Source organism: Aeromonas sp. DNRA1, from assembly GCF_963888745.1.
Lineage (GTDB): Bacteria > Pseudomonadota > Gammaproteobacteria > Enterobacterales > Aeromonadaceae > Aeromonas > Aeromonas hydrophila.
Genome location: NZ_CAWPKQ010000001.1, coordinates 840,389 through 856,622, shown reverse-complemented (window position 1 = coordinate 856,622; position 16,234 = coordinate 840,389). Strand labels below are relative to the sequence as shown.

The following is a 16,234-nucleotide window of genomic DNA, read 5'->3' as shown; positions in this document are numbered from 1 at the left end:
CGTGGTCCTGGTGGTGGGGGGCTGGTTTTGTGACCCACGACACACAGTCTAGTTAGAACATTTAGTGATGATTAGAGGCGGTTTTTTGATAACATTAATGCGTAAAAGTTCTGAATGAAGGCGTCTGATGCGCACCTGACTCAGGTCGTGGCGGACAGGAACATAGGGGATGAACAAAATGACAGGCCGTGAGAATTACAACGATCTCCACGTCTTTATGCTGGTCGCTCGGGAAGGGAGCTTTACCAAGGCCGCAGCTAGGTTGGGGCTTGCCCAGTCCGGGGTCAGCCGAACGATTCGGGATCTCGAGGCCCGGCTCGGGGTGCAGCTTCTGATGCGCACCACCCGCAGCCTCTCCCTGACTCAGGCAGGTGAGCAGTTGTACCGTACGGCGCAGGGCTGTTTTCAGTCCCTCGATGCAGGTCTGGCCACGCTCGCCCACTATCGTGATACCCCTTCAGGCACGGTACGGATCAACGCCAGCCAGCACGCCATCGACAAGGTGCTGCTTCCCAAGCTGGCCATCTTCAGGCAGCGTTATCCGGATATTCGGCTGGAACTCATCAGTGAAAGCCGCTTCGTGAACATCATCGATGAGCGCTTTGATGCCGGCGTGCGGCTGGGTGACGAGGTGGATGAGGGGATGGTGGCCGTGCGCATTGCGCCCGATCTGGAGATGGTGATGGTGGCCACACCAGATCATTTTCTTCAATACGGATTTCCCCAGACGCCGGCCGATCTGGCTGGACATCCCTGTATCGCTTACCAGTTTGCTGATGGCAGCCTCTATCAATGGGAACTGTGGCAAGAGGGCAAGGCGATTAAGCATCGACCACAGGGGCAGTGGGTCTTCTCTGACAGTTACATGGAGGCGGCCGCCGCCAAAATGGGGCTGGGACTGGCCTATGTGCCAGAAGAATTGGTGAGCGATGAACTTGAGCGCGGTACCTTAATCCAGGTATTGAAACCCTATGCTCACCGACTGGCCGGACAGTACCTCTACTATCCCCACCGCAATGTTTCACCCGCATTAAGAGTGGTTATTGATGCATTAAAATTATGAAAAAATTCATTCGTGGTGGTCTAACCATTCCGGGCACAGTTTTAGGTGGTACAGTCGTAATCATTACTAGGTTGTCAAACCTACGAGGACAAAACCATGAGCTACCAAATTCTCTCTGCTACTGTGACCGCCAGACCCAATATCGAATGGGCACACTGCGAGATGAAGGCCTGGGGGCTCTTCGTAACCGGGTGCATGCCTATGCCTAGCTCTCACTGGTTGCCACTGAAGGGATGCTGGAGGCTGTTATGAACTCGAGGCAACGATGACAAAGCCAGAAGTCAAAAAAGCACCGAAACTCTCTGAGCACTTGTTTGGCAAGATGTCATCAAAGGTTAAGAAAAACTCAAAAAAACATAGAAGGAAGCGGCCTTGGTGGACCACTCCCTTCTTATTTTGTTGGTAAATTGCCAACCACAAACTCAGCCCAATCATCCATCATGGGTCGACGCTGATCCAGCAAGTCCGTGCGGTGGTACGCAGCTTCTACCTTGTTTTGCACCGTGTGAGCTAATGCTCATTCAGCGAGGTCGCGTGCATAGCCTTGCTCGCTTCTCCAGAGCGACAAGCTGTCAATATCACAAATGGAAGCAAGGCATGGCTAACATCAAATCTTGCCGAGTTGGCCAAATGTTCCTTGTAGAACGCAGTAAGAAGACGCCAGTCCATGGTTGGCTGATGCTGGGTTCTAATTGCTTTGCCAGGTTGTTGCGGCAGGAGTTTATCTACCACATCGACTGGATTGGCAGGGCAAAACCCATGAGCCCAAGCCAAGACGGCATGCAGCCGCTGTTTCACTCAGGGTGCGGTTTCCGGGATCGTTAACCAGATAGGCTGCAGTACACGTGCAATCTGGGCTGGAGTAATTGAATAAATAGGCTGTTGCCCGATAACTGGGAAAGCGTATTGCTCTAGGGTGGAGAGCCACTGCTTACCGTGTTTGGGATTGCGCCATCCAGGGAGTAACTGTTGGTGAACCTGGCGAGCCGCAATTTCGACAGTGGGTATCGCTGGCTTAGTGGCTTCTGCTTTCTTCATATCTAAGGGTCTAGCCCCTGGGATAATTGCTCACGCATCAGGCGAGCCTGGTTATCTGCATCTGCAACCGTGACTTCCTGTCTCTACGCTATCTTCAAGGCCCAAGCTGCCAGGCAGCTTGGGCCTTTCTCTTTTGCAACGCTTACCGGCTTGTTGCGAGGCAGGGCTGGCATGCCGGCGCGCCGGTGGCAGGGGCAGAGCGCCACTGCCAGGGTCTTGTCACGGCGTTACATGCTGGAGAAGACATTCATGATCACCCCGCCCGAGATGATCAGCGCCATCGCCAGGATGGCGGGCAGATCCGGTTTTTGCTTGTAGAGGAGCATCGAGCAGATGGTGACCCCGACGATGCCGAAGCCGCACCAGAGCGAATAGGCCACCCCGACCGGAATGGTGCTCATGGCGCGGGTGAGGGCGAAGTAGCACAGGCTGTAGGCGCAGACGACCAGTATGGATGGCCCCAGTCTGCTGAAACCGTTGGTCTTCTTGATCATCGAGGTGCCGGTGATCTCAGAGCCGATAGAGAGCGCCAGCCATAAAAATCCGAAATTAAACATGGGTCATTCCTTTTTGTCAGTTGGCGATGTTGTTGTTCATGGGGGGAGAGAGAGGCTCGGCGGAGGCATCGGCGCCCTCTTCGCTGCCCATCTTGGAGAACAGATTCATGATGACGATGCCGCTGGCGATGACGGCCATGCCGATCATGGCGGCGGTGTCCGGGTGCTGGCCGTAAAACGCCATCCCCAGCGTGGAGACCACCAGAATGCCGGTGCCGGACCAGGTGGCGTAGGCAAGCCCAACGGGGATGTCTTTTACCGCGCGGGAGAGGGAGTAGTAGCAGGTGCAATAGAGCAGCACGAGCAGACCGAGCAGTAGCATCTTGGTGGTTCCTTCACTGCTGCCAAACATCTTGAGAGTGGAGGTGGCCGAGGTTTCGGACACGATCACCAGCAGCATCCATAGCCAACATTTTGTTTTTGAAGACATAAGTTAAACTCCGGGTTTGTTATTTAAGGTAAGGTTGTTTTTCTTTTCTTCTGCTTTTCAAAAAATCGATGGCGGCATCGGTCAGCTGGGCCTCGGCCGTCTGTGCCAGCGCCGGATCTTTCTCAACATCGCTGACCGTGAGATAACGGCGCGCCGCGCCCGCCGGTACCGGGGCCGCGTCGTTCGCCGGTGCCAGCTTCTCCAGCAGCTCATTCATGGTGCACAGCACCACACCGATCTCGCCCAGACGGCTGAGCGCCGCCTGCATGTGCCCGGCGTATGGCGCGCCTGGTTGCGCACCCAGCAGCTGGTTCAGCTCGCTGGCGGGATCGCAGTGATAGCGCAGCGCCAGCACCGGCAAGCCGCTCAGCAGGGCATCGTGCAGCCGCTGGGCGACAGGGCTTTGCAGTGAGCCGCTCAGCAGATCCATCGCCAGCGGGTAGTCGAGAAAGGGCAGCACCAGCGCGCGATAGGGGGCGGGCGGCAGGGCCTCTTGCCAGACATTGGCCGGCACTGTCTCCCCCAGCGGTTGCCACAGGGCGCCATCCTCGATGTCTGCTGCCAGCGCAAGCTGCAGGGGCTGCCCACAGCCGGCCAGACGGTTTCGAATGGCCTGCCGATAGCCCTGGGCCGCGGTCACCATCACCAGCAGTGGCGGCTGCAGGCGCCTGAGTATCTGTTCGACCAGGCGTTCAATCTGTTGGTCGGTCATGGGGATCTCCGTTAGCCGAGCAGCCTGACCTGCGCGCCGTTTTTCAAGCCGGCGGCGTTGGCCTCTTCGGTATCGATGTGAAATTCCAGGGCGAAATCGTCGCGCACCCGCACCACCACCTCATCGAAGGTCAACTGGCGCTCGCCGTCGCTGCGCACCCTCACCTTCTGGCCGTGGGTCACGTTCAGCTGGCGGGCGTCTTGTGGCGAGAGGTGGATATGGCGCCAGGCGCAAATCACCTGGGAGCGCAACTCCACGTGGCCGGCGGGGCCGATGAGCAGGGCGCTGCCGGTATTTTCCAGCTGGCCTGACTCACGGACCGGCGCCTTTATGCCGAGGGTGAAGCAGTCGGCGCGGGAGATCTCCAGCTGTGAAACCGGCCGGGTCGGGCCGAGTACCCGCACCCGGGTCAGCGAGCCCTTGGGGCCGACCACGGTGACGCACTCTTCGGCGGCAAACTGACCCGGCTGGCGCAGCGGTTTGAGCGGTGTCAGGGTGTAGCCCTTGCCGAACAAGGCCTCCACATCCTGTTGTGCCAGGTGAACGTGGCGATTCGAGATGCCGACCGGGATCGCCGGGCTGACCAGGCTCAGACGGGCGGCGATCTTTTGATGCAGCTGGGGATCGATCATGCTTTCTTCCCTTTTCTTGCCGCGCCCTGTTTGTCTTCCGCCTGTTCGGCGGCTGGCTGGCTGGCAGGTGGCGTGGCAGGTTCGGTAACGGCACCGCTTGGTGGTGGCAGGGCCGGGGCTGCGCCCGTCAGCTCGGCCCCGGTGCTGGCCGGTGCACGCGGCGGGTAGCCCTTGAGGTTGCCGAGCGCCGCTACCGCGCTTGGCTCAGGACGAGCAATCACCAGGGAATGGACCTGCTGGTCAATGGTGGCGGCCACCGCGACGCCACGCTCGATGGCGGTGTGGATGGCGCTGATCTCCCCTTCGAAGCAGACACTCACCAGCCCGGAACCCACCTTGCGATAGCCGATGCAGCTGACACCTGCCGCTTTGCAGGCGGCGTCCACCGCCTGAATGGCGGCGACCAATCCTCGCGTTTCAATTACGCCCAAACTTTTCATCGTCGACTCCTGTTAATGGCGGACCAAGCGAATATCGAAATCAAATTGTGCAAAGAAGGCTTCCAGCCGATCCAATTCGTCCGGCGTGTAAGAGGGGTCTTGCGCAATCGGGTAGGGCATGTCCAGCCGCTCATATTTCTTGCGGCCCAGCTGGTGGTACGGCAGCATGTCGATCCGCAAGATATTTCCCCGCTTTGCCAATTTCTGTACGTATTCGATGGCACCGGTAATGGCATCCCATGAATCGTTATATCCACGGATGAGCGGCATGCGCACAATCACCTTGGCGCCGTAATCAACCAGCCATTCCAGATTGCGGCGAATACCTTCATTGCCGATACCCAGCATCGCCTTATGCTGTTCGCTGTTGATTTGCTTGATGTCGAACAAAAAGGTATCGGTGACGGGAGCCAGCTGCTGGTAATTGGCCAGCGAGGTGGTGCCCTGGGTCTCGATGGCGGTATTGATCATCATCTTCTTGCATTCGCTAAACAGCGCGACGGCAAAGTCGGTCTGCAGGCTCATCTCGCCGCCGCCGATGGTGACGCCACCGCCGGAGGAGATGTAAAAGTCATAGTCCTGCATGATGATCTCCATCAGCTCGCTGACGGTGACATCCTTGCCCATGATGTCCAGCGCATGCTGGGTGCAGACCTCTTCGCATTTGCGGCAGCCGATGCAATCCTTATTGCGATCGACGAAGTGTTTCATGCTGCCGTTCTCTTCGGCCCGGTAATGGACTCCGGCCGGACAGACATTCACGCAGTCACCGCAGTTGATGCATTTGTCGTGGGAAAACATCACCTGAAATTGGCTGCTGAGCCCTTCAGGGTTGGCGCACCAGGGACAGCGAAGGTTGCAGCCCTTGAAAAAAACCAGCGTGCGAATGCCATCGCCGTCATATATCGAATATTTCTGGATATTGAATATGCGGCCGGTTAATTCATTATTTGCGATCACGCTTGCCTCCTCTCCGGATGTGGCAGGCCGCAGTCGCATTATTTGCGACCTGCCATTGCGGAGTACTTCCGGTTATTTTGGCGATTAAGAAAGACGGGTTATCAACGCTTCGATCAGAACTTCTCAATCACGGTGCGGCTGATGATCTCGTCCTGCACCTCTTTGCACAGCTCGACGAAATAGGCGCTGTAGCCGGCGACGCGCACGATGAGGTCGCGGTACTTCTCCGGCTCCTGCTGCGCCTTTTTCAGCACTTCGTTGTCGACATAGCTGAACTGCATCTGGCCATTGCCGAGGATGGAGGCGGTGCGCAGCAGGGTGATGAGGCCATGGCGGCCCTCCTGGGTATCCAGCAGCCCCTTGAGGAACTTGAAGTTATGCACCATGCCGATGTTCATGGTCTCCACGTTCATCTTGCTGACGGACTTGATGATGGCCGTCGGCCCCTGCTTGTCTGCCCCCTGGGTCGGGCTGATGCCATCGGAGAGCGGCATCCAGGCCAGGCGCCCGTTCGGCGTGGCGTTGGTCAGCTCGCCGATGGGGGTGTTGTTGGAGATGGAGAGGGTGCCGTGACTCATTCTGGAGTAGAGCATCTTGTACTTGCGACACTCCTTCTCCGTCCACTCGGTGATATCCAGCGCGTACTGGTCGACGTAGTTGTCGTCGTTGCCGTACTTGGGCGCATTGAGGCAGTCGCGGCGCAGCGCTTCGAATCCTTCGAAGTTGGCCAGCAGGGCATCGCGAATTTGTTCGAGAGTGTATCTTTGCTCCTCGAACACCAGCTTGCAGATTGCCGCCATGGAGTCGACATAGGTTGCAAGGCCAGAAAAGATGAGTCCGGGCCCATAGTTGATCATTGCACCGCCAGCAGAGACATCTTTTCCGCTCTCCATGCACCCTTCCACCATGAGTGACATCAGCGGTTTCGGCGCCACGTCGCGGTGCACGCGCTGACTGATCACGGTGCCGACTGCTGACATGCGAACGATGTGGGCAATCTGCTGTTTCACCGCCGCATCGAACTGCTCGAAGGTGCGCAGATCGCGCAGATCGCCGGTATCCAGCCCTTGATGGCTGTCGAACAGCACCATGCGACCACGGTTGAGCACGAACTCGATGGCGATCGGCCACTGGGTGTAACCGGTGGAGGTCCACTGATAGATGCGTCCCGATTTTTGCGGCTCGACGCAGCCCATCAGGCAGTAGTCGCGGGCGTCTTCAAAGTCGAAGCCCTTGCGCAGCATCATCTTGATGTGGGAGTCATCGAAGTGGCAGGCCGGGAAACCCATCCCCGCCTTCACGACGTCGACGATCTTCTCCATGTATTTCTGCGGTGACTGGTTGTGAATGCGGCAGGCCAGCGACGGCTGGTAGACCTTCACGAACCGCACGGCATCCATGATGAGGTAGGTCAGATCGTTGCAGGCATCGCCGCCGCTGCGCTTCTGGCCGCCCACGGTCAGGTTGATGAAGGGCTGATAGCCGGCGAAGTATTTCGCCCCCAGCTCGCTCGACATCCACATCAGCTCGGCACACTTGATGATGAAGGCCTGCATCAGCTCGAGCGCGCTTTCGTGGGTCAGACGACCCTCGCGGATATCCGCTTCGAACATGGGGTAGCAGTACTGGTCGACCCGACCGAGTGACAGGCCGGTCTGGTTCTCTTCGATCTCGAACAGCGACTCCACCGTCCAGATGCTCTGCAGCGCTTCTTGCAGGGTCTTGGGCGGGTTGGCCGGCACGTTCTCGTTCACCTCGGCGATGGTCAGCAGCTCGGTGCGGCGCTGGGCATCCTGCTCTTTGGCCGCCAGTTCGCGGGCATGGGCCGCGATGCGGCGGGCGTAGTTGACCACCCCTTCACAGGTTTCGACCGCTGCCTTGTAGTAGTAGATGCGATCGATGTCGTCCGGGTTCTCCATGCTCAGCTGATCGAGATGGGCCTGGGCGTCGGCCTTGATGCCGTTCATCCCCTTGGTGAACAGCAGCACGTCGTAGCCCGGGCAGGTGTCGCCGCCCCCGTTGATCTGGTGGTAGGAGAGGTCGCTGACGAAGGTCTCGCCACTGAAAGCCCAGACGCCGGCTTCCCGGTACTGCGCTTCGCAAATCTCGTCCAGCGAGCGACCTTCCCAGAACGGCACTATCTCTTCGCGGATGGTTTTCTTGTCCGCTTCGCTGATTTCAAAGGGATCTTGTGGGCGGGTGCTCATGGTATCGAGCTCGTCGCGTACCCAGCGCCAGGCAATGTCCGGCGAGAAGGCGCCGGCACGCGGCTTGCCGCACGGGTGGCCGACGATCAGCTCGTCGTTCTGGATAAGGATGGGGGCGGTTTCGCAGGCGTGGCGGAACGCTTTGGCCCGCAGCAAGATGGTCGGCATGCCTGGGTTGGCCTTGACGACCTCGGTAAAGGCCAGTGCCCGGTAGATGGAGACGCTGGGGCGCACGGTCAGATAGTGGTTGCGCAGGCGCTGCAGGCGCGGCGTCAGCCCCTCCATCACCGGCGTATCGGCACAGGCGGCAAACGGGACGGCGGAGACGTGCTGCACTCCGCGAAAGAGGCGAACCGGCAGCTTGAGGGCGCTCAGGTTTTGCTGGGCGCAGAGGAACATCTCGGAGAGCGGGTTGATGCTCGCCTGCTCCAGGCTGGCGCCGTGCAGCAGGGCATCAAACATGGGGTAGCCATCGATGGCGCAGGTGGCGCGCACTTCGCTCAGCTCTGCCAGCTTGAACCACAGGCACTCGACGATCTCGTACGCCTGCGGCTCGGTCAGCGCGCCGTTGGCGATGTCACGCTGGAAGTAGGGCAGCAGCGCCTTGTCGGCCCCTTCCGGGTTGACCGCATAGCTGCCGTTGTCGAGTTGAAGCGCCAGCTGGAACAGGTAGAACGACTGGCAGGCCTCTTTGAAGTTGCGCGCCGGATGGGCCGGTACATGGTGCAAGATGGCGGCGCTGTCGCGCAGCTCGGCCTGGCGGAACGGGTTGGTTTCGGCGGCGGCCAGGGTTTCGGCGCTGTTGGCCAGGTTTTGCGCCAGCGCCATCAGGGCATCGCAGGCGTGGATGGCGGCGCGACAGCCGTTGACTTCGTCCATGCCGCTGCGGCTGACGGCGCTGCCCAGCGCGCGGGTTTTCTCTTCCAGCTGCTGCCTGATGGCCAGCACGCCCTTCTCCACCACCAGCTTGTAGTCGGGGGAGTCGATGGCGCTGTTCAGATTCAGGAACTGGAAGGTGGACGGGCGCTGCCCGGCACTGTCATCGTGAAAAATGGCGCCGTGCGGGGTGCGGGTCTGGTTGCCGACAATCAATTCGTCGGCACTGATGGTCAGCGGCAGCTGACGCATCAGCTCGTAAAAACGGCGTGCCGGTTTTACGGCGGCGGGAATGCCCGCGATGTCGCCATCCAGCCCGCTCAAAATCGTGGCGTGTTCGCTGCACAGGGTGCTGGTGTGCGCCAGTAAACGTTCAGCCAGCACGTTGACGCGCGGCGTTAAGCTGTAGTGTGCCATGAGGTAGGTTCTCCAGTTCTTGTTCTTAATGGCCGGCGGCAAGAGTGCCGCCCCATGCCTTGCGATAGAGTTCGGTCAATGCCCGGGCATCCGGTATGCGCGGGTTGGTCGGGGTGCAGTTGTCGCGCAGCGCCTGGCTGACCATCTCCGCCAGCCGCTGGTCGAAATCGGCAGCGAGGAGGCCGGTATCGCCAATGCCGGCCGGCATCTTCATCTCGTCTTTGAGCGCCTGGATGGCCACCAGCAGGCTGTTGACCCCCTCGCGCGGCGTATTGGCGGGCAGGTCCAGCAGGTGGGCCAGGCGGGCATACTTGTGGGCGGCCTGGGTATCGCACTGCCCGTCGTGGTCGGCGTTCCATGCCACCACCTGCGCCATCAGGAGCGCGTTGGCACGCCCGTGCGGGACGCGGAACACGCCGCCGAGGGCATGGGCCAGGCTGTGGGTGATGCCGAGCGAGGCGTTGGTGAAGGCCATGCCCGCCATGCAGGAGGCGTTGTGCATCTTCTCCCGCGCCAGCAGATCGTGGCCGTCGCGCCAGCAGGCGGGCAGGTAGCGAAAGACCTGCTGCACCACCTTCTCCGCCAATGCGTCGGAAAAGTCGCTGGCCGCCCGGGAGACATAGGCCTCCAGCGCGTGGCACAGCACGTCCATCCCGGTGTCGGCGGTGATGGCGGGGGGTACCGATGCCACCAGCGATGGATCGAGAATGGCGATATCCGGCAGCAATGACGGGTCGACCAGCACCAGCTTCTCGCTGCGGGCCTTGACCACCGAGAAGCTGGTCACTTCCGAACCGGTGCCGCTGGTGGTCGGGATGGCCACGAAACAGGGGCGCTCGCGCCCCAGATTCGGGCGGGTTTGCGCCAGGGCGAACATGACCGCTTTGGCTGCATCAATCACCGAACCGCCGCCCAGCGCGATCACCAGATCTGGATAGCGGCTGTCCATGAGCTTCATGCCGCGCACGACCGTGGTGATGTCCGGATCGGCCACTACATCGTCCCAGCACTGGAACGGGATGCCGCGCTGGCGCAGGATCTGCGTCACCCGGTCGGCCAGGCCAACTTTCACCATCATCTGATCGGTGACCAGCAGCGCCTGGCGGGCAGGCTCTTCAGCCAGGGCGGACAGGGCGTCCTGACCGAAGCGGATCCGGGGTTTCAGCAAAAATTCACTCATTGGGTCATTTACTCCTCAAGCGTCCCGAAACACCTTCTCGACAATGGCGACCACCGACATGGCCTTGTAGCGGTCTCTGTTGAGCGCGAGGTACTCCTCGGCCAGTACGACGTCGTGCATGCCTGCGCCGACGCTGTCGACGGCGACCCAGGAGCGGTCTTTCATCGGTTGCTGCTGATCGTCCAGCTGGGTGATCAACAGCAGGTTGCTGCCACGCAGCTCATCGCACTTCTGGGTGGCGACCACATGTCCGGTTACCTTTGCGAGAATCATGGTTCTTATCGCCTTATCTCAATGGGTTACTTGCCAAGGCGCTCAAGCACCTGACGGATGACCCGCTCCACGTTCTGCTCGCTGATCTCGCCGCCGGCTTCGGCGCTGGCGCCGGCAAAACGGTCGTCGGCGCTGTGGCAGGCCGGCCCCGGGGCACTGAAGCGGGCATCGTCGAGGATGCTGCAGGGCTGGGGCGCGGTGGGGGCGGCGCTGGCGGGCTGCACTGCAACCGGCTGGATGGGGGCGCGCAGCTCTTCAATGGTGCGCACGCCATAACCCACCTTGCGGATGTTGAGCAGGTTCATCGGGCCGACGTTGTCGGAGCTGGAGCCGCCGCCGACGGCGCCGCAGCCGAGGGTCAGTGCCGGCGTGAGGTTGGTGGTGGCACCGATGCCGCCGAGGGCGGCGGGGGTGTTGATCAGGATCCGGTTGACCGGTTTTTCGAGGCTGAACTGGCGGATCACGTCCTGATTGCGGGTATGGATCACCAGGGTGTGGCCCAGCCCTTCGTTGGTCAGCAGCTCGACCACCCGATGACAGGCGGCGCGCCACTCCTCTTCCACGTAAAGGCCGAGCACCGGGCAGAGCTTTTCACGGGAGTAGGGGTTGCTGTGGGAGACGGTGGTCTGCTCGGCCACCAGCACGCGGGTGATGGGGGGGACGCTGAAACCGGCCAGCTGGCTGAGATGGAGCGCCGTCTTGCCCACCACTTTCGGGTTGATGGTGCCGTTCGGGCGCAGCAGCAGGGCTGCCATCTTGGCGGCTTCGTCTTCGTTCATGAAGTAGGCGCCCTGGGCAGCCAGCTCGCGATGAACCTCGTCGTAGATGCAGCGTTCGACGATGATCGACTGTTCGGAGGCGCAGATCACGCCGTTGTCGAAGGTCTTGCTGGTGATGATGTCCTTCACCGCCTGGTGAATGTCGGCGCTGCGCTCGATAAAGGCCGGGCCGTTGCCAGGGCCGCCACTGATGGTCGGGGTGCCGGAGGCATAGGCCGCGCGCACCATGCCTTCGCCACCGGTTGCCAGGATCAGCGACACGTCCTTGCTGTGCATCAGCTCGGAGGTGGCTTCCAGGGTCAGCTGGGTGACACCGTCCACGATGCCCGCCGGGGCACCGGCGGCTTCGGCGGCGCGCTTGACGATTTCGATGGCTTTCCAGCTGCACTGGCGTGCGCCCGGGTGCGGCGAGAAGATGATGGCATTGCCCGCCTTGAGGGCGATCAGGGTTTTGTAAAAGATGGTGGAGGTCGGGTTGGTGGAGGGTACCAGCGCGCAGATCACGCCCAGCGGCACGCCCACGTCCATCACTTTTTTCGCCTGATCGTCATGAATGATCCCGACGGTCTTCATCTCTTTGATGGCATCGTAAACGTGCAGCGAAGCGAACCGGTTTTTCAGCACCTTGTCCTGCCAGTTGCCAAAACCGGTCTCTTCTGCGGCCATTTTCGCCAGCGTTTCGGCATGGCGCGCGGCTTCTTCGGCCACGTTCTTCACGATGGCGTCGATTTTCTGCTGCGAAAAGGTGGCCATAATCACCTGCGCCTGTTTGGCGTTGCGCACCAGTTCTCTCGCGTTCTGGCGGGAGAGCAAATCGGTATCGAGTTCAATCATGAATCTATCCTTCATCAGACTAAAAAAGTGCGGGCGGGGCGTGCCCTCTCAGGTCATGCCTTGTGCTGCGCCGCGATTTTTTCGATGTCGTTGTGCGGGCGGGCGATGACGCGAGAGGTAACCACTTCGCCAATGCGTTTCGCCGCTTCCACACCGGAATCCACCGCCGCATTGACCGCGCCGACGTCGCCTTTCACCATGGCGGTGACCAGGCCAGAGCCGACGTTCTCATAGCCGATCAGCTCGACGTTGGCGGCCTTGCACATGGCATCTGCCGCTTCGATACAGGCCACCAGGCCTTTGGTCTCAATCAGACCAAGCGCTTCTTTCATCATGTTCTCTCCCGTTATTCGGCAATTTTGTAGTGGGCGACAATCTTGCTGATGTCGTTGTGCGGGCGGGCGATGACCAGCGAGGTCACCACTTCACCGATGCGCTGTGCGGATTCCACGCCGGAGTCCACCGCGGCTTTCACGGCCCCTACGTCGCCTTTCACCATGGCGGTGACCAGGCCAGAGCCGACGTTCTCATAGCCGATCAGCTCGACGTTGGCGGCTTTGCACATGGCATCCGCCGCTTCAATGCAGGCCACCAGGCCCTTGGTTTCAATCAAACCCAATGCATCACCCATTTGCGATCTCCCGGCCTCAAGCCTTGTGTTTAATGACGATTTTGTTGATGTCGTTGTGCGGACGGGCGATGACCAGCGAGGTCACCACTTCACCGATGCGCTGTGCCGACTCCACGCCGGAATCCACCGCCGCCTTCACCGCGCCGACATCCCCCTTCACCATGACGGTGACCAGGCCGGAGCCGATGTTTTCATAGCTGATCAGCTCCACGTTGGCGGATTTGCACATGGCATCCGCGGCTTCAATGCAGGCCACCAGACCTTTGGTTTCGATAAGCCCCAATGCGTCACCCATGGTGATCTCCTCAGAACAGATATGTGTGGTGTGGTTAAGGAACTCCGTCCGTGTCACGGCGTTGAGCCACGGTTGCGGCGTTCAATCGCCACTATAGGTATTGGCAGTGTTTGTGGAATTTGAATCTGTAAAATTGAGATATTTAGTTTGTTGTTCTGTATTTATTGTTTTTATAAGCCGCATTTATCTATTTATGCTGCGGCCACGAGGCTGTTTTATGCCTTGCATAAGGCCGAATTCAGGCCCGGGAAAAGATCGTTGGCTGATGTTAATGGGTTGTTGTGTGATGGGGGCCGAGAGGTAATTTGGCCGGCAGCTAACTGTGGCGGAGCTCATGTTTTGCCGGCGACGCTAAATGTAAAAAGTGAGCCGGGTGTGACGGGAAGGAGAGATAAAGGTAGTGACGGCGGGCCAGACGGGGGAGGTTGCATTGAGAGCGGGGCGCGAGTCATGTGGATGCCAGCGTGAGGGGGATGGGACGGGCTGGAAAAGTAGCGGGAACCGGTCCTGCCTGGTGATGCGCAAGGGGCGTCTTGTCGGCACGGATGTGTAGTCGGGGGAAGGGGTGGCCGGCAGTTACCACGGCACTGCCTTCAGGGCAAACAGGTGGATAGGTCGCATTGGGGTGGCGTCATAGGGGCTTGCGCGGGTCAGCTTGTGGGGCAGGGCGATATGTGCGCGTCGTCGACGCTTGGGTCGGGACTGCCGCCGTATTGTCGGGACTAGTGCAGTTTGCTGCCGGATTTGAGGGTGCAGATCCAGAGCGGCGAGTTGATGGAGCTCAGCAGTATGGCCTGCTGATTGAGCCGCTGGGCACTCAGAAACAGCCCATCGTGACTGTCGGACATCTCGCGCATGAAGTAGTCGAAGATCACGTCCGGCGATTGATCGATGGAGGAGGCGCTCGCTTCCCATTTGTTGATGCGGTATTGACGCTCGGTGGCGGAGACTCGGTTGCTGCTGTAGGTAAACGTGACGTAGCGCTGGAGGTAGAGCCAGCCTGCGGCCGAATCGGTATAGCCTTCAACCACCATGGAGCCTTTTCCCTGGCGGCCGAAATTGAAGTGGATGTTGCCGTTGACGTTCTCTTTGTGCATGTCCTCAAAGCGCATGATGCCTTTGGTGGCGCAGCTCATGACGCCATCATTTTCGCTGGGCAGCTGATAACAGGCATAGAGTGCTGCGGCGAGAAACAGGGTGCAGGAGAAGAGAAAGAAGGGACGCGGCGCAAGTCTCATCACGGCTTCCAGGAGTAGTAGAAATAGTTGTCGCAGTAGCTGAACGGGTTGTCTTCATGCATGGCGCAGTGGGCCAGAAATACCCGGCCCAGGCCATTGGTTTCCAGTCTGTCCCCGTAGAAAAACAAAAAACGCTCGCCCGGTTTGCAGCTGATGTTCAAACGCTGGCGCACCTGTTCGAAATGCTCACCGTAGGTCGTGGCGCTGACCGAGCGCAGCATCTCGTCGCTGGCCAGCAATTCGCACTGACTGTTGGGGATCCCGGTCAGGGTGACGGGGCGCGGCTCACGGCCATTCAAGAGACCAAATGCCAGCAGCATGAGGGCAAACGCGAGCATGCAGCCCCCCGCGATGTACCAGCAGATGCCGCGTGAACGGGAGGTGAGGGGAAGTGGCCATTCGGCAGGCTCGAATGCCGGCTCGGCGGCGGCCAGCGTGGAGGGCGAAGGTACTATTTCAATGGCCGGTGCAGGCGCATGCTCAATAGGCTCGATGATGACCTCGGGATTGAGCTGCAAATAACCGCGTGACACCGTGACGATGATATTGTCGATATCGTAGTGGCGAAAAGCCTTGCGCAATATGCTCAGGTATTGGTTGAGGTTGCTGTTCGATGAGGTTAATCCGTTATCGTCCCAGACTTTTTTAAGCACTTCCTCGCGGCTGACTATCCCGGTATTTCTCAAGAAAAAATAAAACAGCGCATTGGCGGTGATGGATAATTGGCTGTCCGGCTCAACGCTTTCCCGCTGAGTCAGGGAACCATCGGTCGCGTCATAAATGAAGCGGGCATTGATGTGGTAGCGCATCTCGGCCTCAATCCATCCGCTTCACGTGGGGAGCGTCATATTATGCAGGGTCTTGACCAGCGCCTGACGGTGCTCGGTGCTCATGGTGCGCCCTTCGGTCAATTCCGATAGCCAGATGCCGTCTGCGGCATAACGCACCAGGGTGCCGGTATGGCCATTATCCAGCTCATCCCCTTGCGCCAGATGCGCCAGCATCCAGTCACGCCAGCATTGTCGCAGTACCGGCTCATCCGGCATGGCCAGCGAGAGCACCATCAGCTGGCGGCTCTCCTGGGTGTCCGTCAATTCTGGGGCAGAAAGATAGTGCAGGTAAGCACGGGTAAAGCGGCCGTAGGCGGTCTTGTCTGCCGCCATCAGTGCTGAGATGGCCTCTTCCATGATGGCCAGCAGACGCGCAAACAGGGCAAAGATCAGCGCCTGCTTGTTGGGGAAGTGGTGCAGCAAGCCCCCCTTGCTTACCCCGGCCTCAAAGGCAACGGCGTTCAACGACAGGGCGGCGATACCATCCCGGCCGGCGATGGTGGCGGCCGACTCCAGCAGTTGTCGATAAAGACGTACAGGGTCTTTTTTTCTATGTTGGGTTTCAATGTTCATGGCCCAATCATACCGACCAGACGGTATGATCATTCTTGATCGCCATCAATATGAGGAAATGGGGGCGGGAGGAAAAGTCGTTATTGTGTGGTGCTTCACAAATAACCTTGAAATAAAGGTGAAAGAGTCGCTTTAAATATTTTGTCTGGATTTGTTTGAGAACTTGACTTGTCAATTAATCACGGCTTTTTTATCTCCTGGGTAAAGTCATTCTCAATGAAAAATAACTATTTTAAGGAGTCGGGATAGGGATTAAGTTGTCATTTATT

The 16,234-nt window shown here is 59.4% G+C and carries 18 protein-coding genes; 1 reads left to right on the top strand and 17 read right to left on the bottom strand.

Going from position 1 to position 16,234, the window contains the following annotated elements; translation table 11 throughout:
• Positions 1–169: 169 nt before the first annotated feature.
• Positions 170–1,063, top strand: coding sequence for a LysR family transcriptional regulator (locus AACQ43_RS03835; protein WP_228520173.1), 894 nt, complete (start codon positions 170–172; stop codon positions 1,061–1,063).
• A 798-nt stretch (positions 1,064–1,861) separates the two neighbouring features.
• On the opposite strand, the gene AACQ43_RS22180 is transcribed toward AACQ43_RS03835, so the two are convergent.
• The 17 genes from AACQ43_RS22180 to AACQ43_RS03750 form a co-directional block, all read right to left on the bottom strand.
• On the bottom strand, positions 1,862–2,101 hold the full coding sequence (locus AACQ43_RS22180) for a phage integrase central domain-containing protein (protein ID WP_374700832.1): 240 nt from the start codon (positions 2,099–2,101) through the stop codon (positions 1,862–1,864).
• A 227-nt stretch (positions 2,102–2,328) separates the two neighbouring features.
• The gene (locus AACQ43_RS03825) at positions 2,329–2,658 is read right to left on the bottom strand and encodes a DMT family transporter (RefSeq protein ID WP_010634671.1); all 330 of its coding nucleotides are present in this window, start codon (positions 2,656–2,658) and stop codon (positions 2,329–2,331) included.
• A 16-nt stretch (positions 2,659–2,674) separates the two neighbouring features.
• Positions 2,675–3,088 carry a DMT family transporter gene (locus AACQ43_RS03820; protein ID WP_076361195.1) on the bottom strand — a complete coding sequence of 138 codons (414 nt, stop codon included), beginning with the start codon at positions 3,086–3,088 and terminating at the stop codon, positions 2,675–2,677.
• A 19-nt stretch (positions 3,089–3,107) separates the two neighbouring features.
• Entirely contained in the window at positions 3,108–3,800 is a 693-nt protein-coding gene (locus tag AACQ43_RS03815) for a hypothetical protein (protein WP_168966031.1), read from the bottom strand.
• Between the two features lie 11 nt (positions 3,801–3,811).
• Positions 3,812–4,432, bottom strand: a complete 621-nt coding sequence (locus tag AACQ43_RS03810) for a phosphate propanoyltransferase (protein WP_017408473.1) — start codon at positions 4,430–4,432, stop codon at positions 3,812–3,814.
• On the bottom strand, positions 4,429–4,872 hold the full coding sequence (locus AACQ43_RS22175; protein WP_076361197.1) for a BMC domain-containing protein: 444 nt from the start codon (positions 4,870–4,872) through the stop codon (positions 4,429–4,431). The genes AACQ43_RS03810 and AACQ43_RS22175 overlap by 4 nt, the downstream gene beginning before the upstream one ends.
• Before the next feature lie 12 nt (positions 4,873–4,884).
• A complete protein-coding gene (cutD, locus tag AACQ43_RS03800) occupies positions 4,885–5,832 on the bottom strand; it encodes a choline TMA-lyase-activating enzyme (protein WP_049048312.1) in 948 nt (315 codons plus the stop codon).
• 113 nt (positions 5,833–5,945) lie between these two features.
• Positions 5,946–9,332 (bottom strand): choline trimethylamine-lyase, encoded by a 3,387-nt coding sequence (gene cutC, locus AACQ43_RS03795; protein ID WP_168966029.1) that lies wholly within the window; start codon positions 9,330–9,332, stop codon positions 5,946–5,948.
• Positions 9,333–9,357: 25 nt separating this feature from the next.
• Positions 9,358–10,512: a 1-propanol dehydrogenase PduQ gene (locus tag AACQ43_RS03790; protein ID WP_168966027.1), complete on the bottom strand. Its 1,155-nt coding sequence runs from the start codon at positions 10,510–10,512 to the stop codon at positions 9,358–9,360.
• Between the two features lie 15 nt (positions 10,513–10,527).
• The gene (locus AACQ43_RS03785; protein ID WP_010634663.1) at positions 10,528–10,785 is read right to left on the bottom strand and encodes a EutN/CcmL family microcompartment protein; all 258 of its coding nucleotides are present in this window, start codon (positions 10,783–10,785) and stop codon (positions 10,528–10,530) included.
• Positions 10,786–10,811: 26 nt separating this feature from the next.
• Entirely contained in the window at positions 10,812–12,398 is a 1,587-nt protein-coding gene (locus tag AACQ43_RS03780) for an acetaldehyde dehydrogenase (acetylating) (RefSeq protein WP_168966025.1), read from the bottom strand.
• A gap of 53 nt (positions 12,399–12,451) precedes the next feature.
• A complete protein-coding gene (locus AACQ43_RS03775; RefSeq protein WP_017408466.1) occupies positions 12,452–12,733 on the bottom strand; it encodes a BMC domain-containing protein in 282 nt (93 codons plus the stop codon).
• 11 nt (positions 12,734–12,744) lie between these two features.
• A complete protein-coding gene (locus AACQ43_RS03770; RefSeq protein WP_011705244.1) occupies positions 12,745–13,029 on the bottom strand; it encodes a BMC domain-containing protein in 285 nt (94 codons plus the stop codon).
• Positions 13,030–13,045: 16 nt separating this feature from the next.
• Positions 13,046–13,324, bottom strand: coding sequence for a BMC domain-containing protein (locus tag AACQ43_RS03765; protein ID WP_010634659.1), 279 nt, complete (start codon positions 13,322–13,324; stop codon positions 13,046–13,048).
• Between the two features lie 722 nt (positions 13,325–14,046).
• A complete protein-coding gene (locus AACQ43_RS03760) occupies positions 14,047–14,562 on the bottom strand; it encodes a FidL-like protein (protein ID WP_168966023.1) in 516 nt (171 codons plus the stop codon).
• Entirely contained in the window at positions 14,562–15,371 is an 810-nt protein-coding gene (locus AACQ43_RS03755) for a winged helix-turn-helix domain-containing protein (protein ID WP_076361202.1), read from the bottom strand. Before AACQ43_RS03755 ends, AACQ43_RS03760 begins: the two co-directional genes overlap by 1 nt.
• A 21-nt stretch (positions 15,372–15,392) precedes the next feature.
• Positions 15,393–15,965, bottom strand: coding sequence for a TetR/AcrR family transcriptional regulator (locus AACQ43_RS03750; protein ID WP_024946438.1), 573 nt, complete (start codon positions 15,963–15,965; stop codon positions 15,393–15,395).
• Between the last annotated feature and the right edge of the window lie 269 nt (positions 15,966–16,234).

Excerpts from the sequence above, each read along its gene's own strand:
- AACQ43_RS03760 (WP_168966023.1), bottom strand. The coding sequence starts at position 14,562 with ATGAGACTTGCGCCGCGTCCCTTCTTTCTCTTCTCCTGCACCCTGTTT.
- AACQ43_RS03765 (WP_010634659.1), bottom strand. The coding sequence starts at position 13,324 with ATGGGTGACGCATTGGGGCTTATCGAAACCAAAGGTCTGGTGGCCTGC.
- AACQ43_RS03790 (WP_168966027.1), bottom strand. The coding sequence starts at position 10,512 with ATGAGTGAATTTTTGCTGAAACCCCGGATCCGCTTCGGTCAGGACGCC.
- AACQ43_RS03810 (WP_017408473.1), bottom strand. The coding sequence starts at position 4,432 with ATGATCGATCCCCAGCTGCATCAAAAGATCGCCGCCCGTCTGAGCCTG.
- AACQ43_RS22175 (WP_076361197.1), bottom strand. The coding sequence starts at position 4,872 with ATGAAAAGTTTGGGCGTAATTGAAACGCGAGGATTGGTCGCCGCCATT.
- AACQ43_RS03755 (WP_076361202.1), bottom strand. The coding sequence starts at position 15,371 with ATGCGCTACCACATCAATGCCCGCTTCATTTATGACGCGACCGATGGT.
- AACQ43_RS03785 (WP_010634663.1), bottom strand. The coding sequence starts at position 10,785 with ATGATTCTCGCAAAGGTAACCGGACATGTGGTCGCCACCCAGAAGTGC.
- AACQ43_RS22180 (WP_374700832.1), bottom strand. The coding sequence starts at position 2,101 with ATGAAGAAAGCAGAAGCCACTAAGCCAGCGATACCCACTGTCGAAATT.
- cutC (WP_168966029.1), bottom strand. The coding sequence starts at position 9,332 with ATGGCACACTACAGCTTAACGCCGCGCGTCAACGTGCTGGCTGAACGT.
- AACQ43_RS03770 (WP_011705244.1), bottom strand. The coding sequence starts at position 13,029 with ATGGGTGATGCATTGGGTTTGATTGAAACCAAGGGCCTGGTGGCCTGC.
- AACQ43_RS03815 (WP_168966031.1), bottom strand. The coding sequence starts at position 3,800 with ATGACCGACCAACAGATTGAACGCCTGGTCGAACAGATACTCAGGCGC.
- AACQ43_RS03750 (WP_024946438.1), bottom strand. The coding sequence starts at position 15,965 with ATGAACATTGAAACCCAACATAGAAAAAAAGACCCTGTACGTCTTTAT.
- AACQ43_RS03780 (WP_168966025.1), bottom strand. The coding sequence starts at position 12,398 with ATGATTGAACTCGATACCGATTTGCTCTCCCGCCAGAACGCGAGAGAA.
- AACQ43_RS03820 (WP_076361195.1), bottom strand. The coding sequence starts at position 3,088 with ATGTCTTCAAAAACAAAATGTTGGCTATGGATGCTGCTGGTGATCGTG.
- AACQ43_RS03825 (WP_010634671.1), bottom strand. The coding sequence starts at position 2,658 with ATGTTTAATTTCGGATTTTTATGGCTGGCGCTCTCTATCGGCTCTGAG.
- AACQ43_RS03835 (WP_228520173.1), top strand. The coding sequence starts at position 170 with ATGAACAAAATGACAGGCCGTGAGAATTACAACGATCTCCACGTCTTT.
- AACQ43_RS03775 (WP_017408466.1), bottom strand. The coding sequence starts at position 12,733 with ATGATGAAAGAAGCGCTTGGTCTGATTGAGACCAAAGGCCTGGTGGCC.